The following is a 4,729-nucleotide window of genomic DNA, read 5'->3' as shown; positions in this document are numbered from 1 at the left end:
TGCTGAAGCAAAACAAATCACGTAATCTAAGCATGGCCAACAAGCGCAGGCTCTGCTGTCTGAATGAACAATATTTGTTCGAATGTATGGGGTTGTTCAAAGTATAAACACTGATGCGTCAGCCCTGAAACCGGTGACAGCCTGGACATCGGCAACGGCAAGCAGCTGGTGTTCATCGAGACCCCCATGCTGCACTGGCCCGACAGCATGATGACCTACATGACCGAAGATGCGGTGCTCTTCTCCAACGACGCCTTCGGCCAGCACTACTGCGACGAGCACCTGTTCAACGACGAGGTGGACCAGACCGAGCTGATGGAGCAGTGCCAGCGCTACTACGCCAACATCCTTACCCCCTTCAGCCCCCTGGTGACCGCCAAGATCAAGGAAGTGCTCGGCTTCAACCTGCCGGTGAGCATGGTGGCCACCTCCCACGGCATCGTCTGGCGCGAGGACCCCACCCAGATCATCCTGAAATACCTGGAGTGGGCCGACCACTATCAGGAAGACCGCATCACCTTGTTCTACGACTCCATGTCCAACAACACCCGCATGATGGCCGACGCCATCGCCCAGGGCATCCACGAGGTGGACCCCGGCGTGGCGGTGAAGATCTACAACGTGGCCCGCCACGACAAGAACGAGATCCTGACCCAGGTGTTCCGCTCCAAGGGGATACTGGTGGGCTCCTCCACCATGAACAACGTCATGATGCCCAAGGTGGCGGGCATGCTCGAAGAGATCACCGGCCTGCGTTTTCGCAACAAGCGCGCCTCGGCCTTCGGCAGTTACGGCTGGACCGGTGGCGCGGTGGACCGGATCCAGACCCGATTGATGGATGCGGGCTTCGATATCAGCATCTCTCTCAAGGCCAAGTGGCGGCCGGATGGCTCGGCGCTGGCCGAATGCCGCGAGCATGGCCGCCAGCTCGCCCGTCAGTGGGCGTTGCACCCGCTGGACGCACCCCGCCCGATCACCACAACCCAGACAATCGTGACGCCCGTCCCCGCGATGCCTGCTGTTGAGCCGCAAGCCGCAGCGGCCGCCGCCGAATGGGATGACGACCAGGCCATGCTCTGCACGGTCTGCCAGTGGGTCTATGACCCGGCCCAGGGCGAGCCGGATCAGCTGGTGGCGCCGGGCACCCCCTGGGCTCAGGTACCTGACAGCTTCCTCTGCCCGGGTTGCGGCATCGGCAAGGAGGTATTCGAACCCTGCTCCGTGGAGGCCTGTGTATGAGCGCGGCAATTCAAACTGACGCTGGCATCAGCCGGGAGATAGTGGTGATCGGCAGCGGCTTCGCTGCCCAGCAGCTGGTCAAGAGCCTGCGCAAGCTGGATGCCGAGCAGCCCATCCGCCTCATCACCGCCGACAGCGGTGACGAGTACAACAAGCCCGACTTGAGCCACGTGGTGAGTCGGGGCTGCCCTGCCGCAGCCATGACTCGCCAGAGCGGCAGCGATTTTGCCGAGCAGCAGCGCATCGCGCTGCTGCCCCACTGCCCGGTGCATGGCATCGACCCAGCAAGGCGGTTGGTGCTGACCGAGCAGGGGGAATTCCCCTACGGCCAGCTGGTGCTGGCCACAGGGGCGAGCGCGGCGCGCCCCGATCTGCCGGGCAGCGAACACCTGGTCACCCTCAACAGCCAGCAGGAGTACGCCGCCACCGAGGCGCAACTGCGCCAGGCCCGCCGCATCCTGGTGCTGGGGGCCGGCCTCATCGGCTGTGAGCTGGCGATGGACATGGCGAGCGATGGCCGCGAGGTCACCCTGCTGGATCTGGCCGATAGCCCGCTCAGCGCCCTGTTGCCTGCTACCCTGACCCAGCCGCTGCAACAGGCCCTGCGCACCCAGGGGGTCAGTCTGCAGTTCGGGACGGGTCTCGCCAGGATGGATGCCCAGCCGGGGGATGGCTGGCGGGTGACCCTGACCGATGGCCGCATCAGCGAGCAGGATCTGGTGATCGCCGCGATCGGCCTGCGGCCGAATCTGGCCCTGGCCCGGGGGGCCGGGCTGGCAGTGGAGCGCGGCATCCTGGTCGACGATCGGCTGCAGACCAGCGACCCCCATATCTTCGCGCTGGGGGATTGCGTGCAGTGGCTGGGCCAGTTGCTCCCCTTCCTGCAACCCATCGTGCTGGGGGCCAATGCGCTGGCGCGCACCCTGCTCGGGACGCCGACCCCGCTGACTTTGCCCCCCATGCTGGTGAAGGTGAAGACGCCGCGCTACCCGCTGCAACTGGCCGGTCGCACCCGGGGCGAGGATCTCGCCTGGCAGTGCCGCTGGAACAGCCGCGGCATGGTGGCCGAGGCGCACGGCGAAGATGGCAAGCTGTACGGCTTCGTGGTGGGTGGGGATCAGATGAGTGCCGCCTTCCCGCTGCTGCGCCAGCTGCCCCGTTAACCCCTTTCATTGCACCGGCCGGGTCGACCCGGCCACACGAGGAGAACCGATATGGCCATGCAACTGATCCCGTCTCACTGGGTGGTGCGCCGCTCCACCCCCTTCTTCACCCACCAGAATGTGCCCCAGGCCCTGCTCACCCACCACAACACCGCGGCCGGGGTGTTCGGCCAGCTCTGCGTGATGGAGGGGACCGTCACCTATCACGGCTTTGCCAATGAGCAGGCCGAAGAGCCCGAGCTGAGCCTGGTGATCCGGGCCGGGGAGTTTGCCACCAGCCCACCCCGGTACTGGCACAGGGTCGAGCTGTCGGAGGATGCCCGCTTCAACATCCACTTCTGGGCCGAGCAGGGCGAATCCGACCAGCCGCTGTTCCACAGCCGCAAGGCATAAGGCTCAATCGCGGGCAGGGGCACTGGCTCGAATCTCCCCTTGTGCCCATGCAGATCAAAATAATCAACTCAGATGTTGGTTATCCTTGCCGCCAGATCGGGTGTACGCAGTGGAGGATGCATGAGCGTGATTGAGGCGATGACCATGGTGGCCGGACTGGTCTATCTGGTCCTGTTGGCGTTGAAAACGGGGCCGGGCTGGTCATCTCGACTCTCCCTCGGAGTGCTGGTCATTGCCTGGCTGGCGGCGGCAGATGTCAGCCTCTGGCTTGGCCTGGGGCTGGTGGTCGGCAGTCTCAGCCTGCTTCATCGCATCCAGCCCTTCCCCGCACTGGACGAGCTGGGCAGTCAGCCGCTGCGGGAGTGGGCGCGTCATCTGCTGCTGCTCTGCTGGTTGCTGGTGTCGGTGCAATATGGGGTCTATATCTGGCTGCTGGCACGGGGGACGGTTCCCTGGCTGGTACGCCCTGACGTGGTGGACGGTTTCCTGCCCATCGCAGGTGGTCTCGGGCTGCGGGCCTGGCTCGGGCAGGGGCTGACGGACCCCCATCACCCGGCGGCCACCGTCACCGTGCTGGTGCTCTCCCTGTCGGCCCTGCTGCTGGGTCGGGCGTTTTGTGCCTGGTTCTGCCCGCTCGGGCTGGTGGGGGAGTGGCTGCACGGCCTGCGCTCGCGCCTGTTGCCGGGGGAGTGGACCCCGCCGGGCTGGCTCGATGCCGTGTTGCGCGGCCAGAAGTTTCTGGTGCTCGGCTTTCTGCTCTTCATCATATTGCTGGCGGTACCCGCCGCCGCCCTGCCCGGTTACCTCGCCAGCCCCTACCATCAGGCGGCGGACATGAAGATGGGGGCCTTCTTCTTCAACCTGACCCTGATCTCGGGCCTGTGCCTTGGCTGGGTGCTGCTGCTCACCGCCACCTTCCGGCAAGGATTCTGCCGCTACCTCTGCCCCTATGGCGCCTGGTTCGCCCTGCTCGGCCTGCTGACCCCATTGCGCATTCGCCGCGACCCGGCCCGCTGCCTGCGAAGCCTGGGCCACGATTGTGACAAGTGCAGCCGGGCCTGCCCGTCTCGCATCCAGGTGCACCAGCTCATTGCGGTGCAGAGCCTCGAGTGCACCAGTTGCCAGAGCTGCGTGGCCGCCTGCCCCAGGCGGGCCGATGCCCTGCATCTTGGCACGCAAGGGCAGCGACTCGCCCCCCGCCAACTGCTGGGACTGCTCTGTCTGTTGCTGCTGGTGTTGCCGCTGATCTCCTACGGCTTGCTGGATCTCTGGGTCAGCCAGACACCGATCCCTGACCGCTACGAGTTGTTGCAGCGGCTGCCCTGGTTGACCCACTGAGGGGGAAAGGGAAAAAGGTGGATGATGGGGGGATCTTTCGGATTGGCGATAATAAGCTGTATAAAAATCCCCCGCCAAATTGTTAGCGCCATCCCACTTTGCTCATATTGCAATTGATCATATAGCGCTCCCCACCATAATGGGTGCTGTTATTTGGCGTTGTTAATATCAATTGGATGAGCAACAACATGAATATCAAGGTCAGCTATCCCAAGTGGTTTACCCTGGACCATAAGATCGCGTTCTTCTTCCCGCTGTAATTCCCCGCGGCGGCGCAGCATGCCTGCCATGCCACGAGCCCGCCTCCATTCCTGAACTGAAATAGCTGCACCTGTCTTCGCCTGTTTATTCTGGCGAGGCGATGTCGTGCATCCATTTCCCAATATTTCCCACCTGCCGGACATTCTATTTTCGGCGGGGGAAGAGACTCATTTTAAATATTTAAATCTGGGGTGTTTATATTATGGAACCGTCATTCCGCACCTGATTTTGCTATTTTCAGTGCTTGACGGCGATCGGCAGTTCTGATCTATTACTCTCTTTTGCAGGTAGATCATCATGGCCGCACCCGCTATCTCGATCCGTAACCTCGATCA

General features: G+C 63.2%; 4 protein-coding genes and 1 pseudogene. All 5 read left to right on the top strand.

The features are described 5' to 3' along the window. Window positions 1–126: 126 nt before the first annotated feature. Window positions 127–1,239: pseudogene (locus tag C3418_RS22830) on the top strand (rubredoxin); the annotation flags it as partial. Further along, window positions 1,236–2,402, top strand: a complete 1,167-nt coding sequence (norW, locus tag C3418_RS22825) for an NADH:flavorubredoxin reductase NorW (protein ID WP_103859344.1) — start codon at window positions 1,236–1,238, stop codon at window positions 2,400–2,402. The pseudogene C3418_RS22830 and the gene norW, both read left to right, overlap by 4 nt. 51 nt (window positions 2,403–2,453) lie before the next feature. After that, window positions 2,454–2,795 carry a DUF1971 domain-containing protein gene (locus tag C3418_RS22820; RefSeq protein ID WP_103859343.1) on the top strand — a complete coding sequence of 114 codons (342 nt, stop codon included), beginning with the start codon at window positions 2,454–2,456 and terminating at the stop codon, window positions 2,793–2,795. Window positions 2,796–2,915: 120 nt separating this feature from the next. Then, on the top strand, window positions 2,916–4,133 hold the full coding sequence (locus tag C3418_RS22815) for a 4Fe-4S binding protein (protein WP_103859342.1): 1,218 nt from the start codon (window positions 2,916–2,918) through the stop codon (window positions 4,131–4,133). Window positions 4,134–4,309: 176 nt separating this feature from the next. Beyond that, window positions 4,310–4,393, top strand: coding sequence for a tryptophanase leader peptide (tnaC, locus tag C3418_RS25115; RefSeq protein ID WP_069652909.1), 84 nt, complete (start codon window positions 4,310–4,312; stop codon window positions 4,391–4,393). The last annotated feature ends 336 nt before the right edge of the window (window positions 4,394–4,729 follow it).

Origin of the sequence: Aeromonas sp. ASNIH8 (assembly GCF_002919855.1) — a bacterium.
In the GTDB taxonomy this organism is placed as follows: Bacteria; Pseudomonadota; Gammaproteobacteria; order Enterobacterales; family Aeromonadaceae; genus Aeromonas; species Aeromonas caviae.
The sequence above is the reverse complement of the archived record's forward strand: the minus strand, read 5'-3'. Positions and strand labels throughout refer to the sequence as shown.

Coding starts and splice junctions, on each gene's coding strand:
- C3418_RS22820 (WP_103859343.1), top strand. CDS start 2,454: ATGGCCATGCAACTGATCCCGTCTCACTGGGTGGTGCGCCGCTCCACC.
- norW (WP_103859344.1), top strand. CDS start 1,236: ATGAGCGCGGCAATTCAAACTGACGCTGGCATCAGCCGGGAGATAGTG.
- C3418_RS22815 (WP_103859342.1), top strand. CDS start 2,916: ATGAGCGTGATTGAGGCGATGACCATGGTGGCCGGACTGGTCTATCTG.
- tnaC (WP_069652909.1), top strand. CDS start 4,310: ATGAGCAACAACATGAATATCAAGGTCAGCTATCCCAAGTGGTTTACC.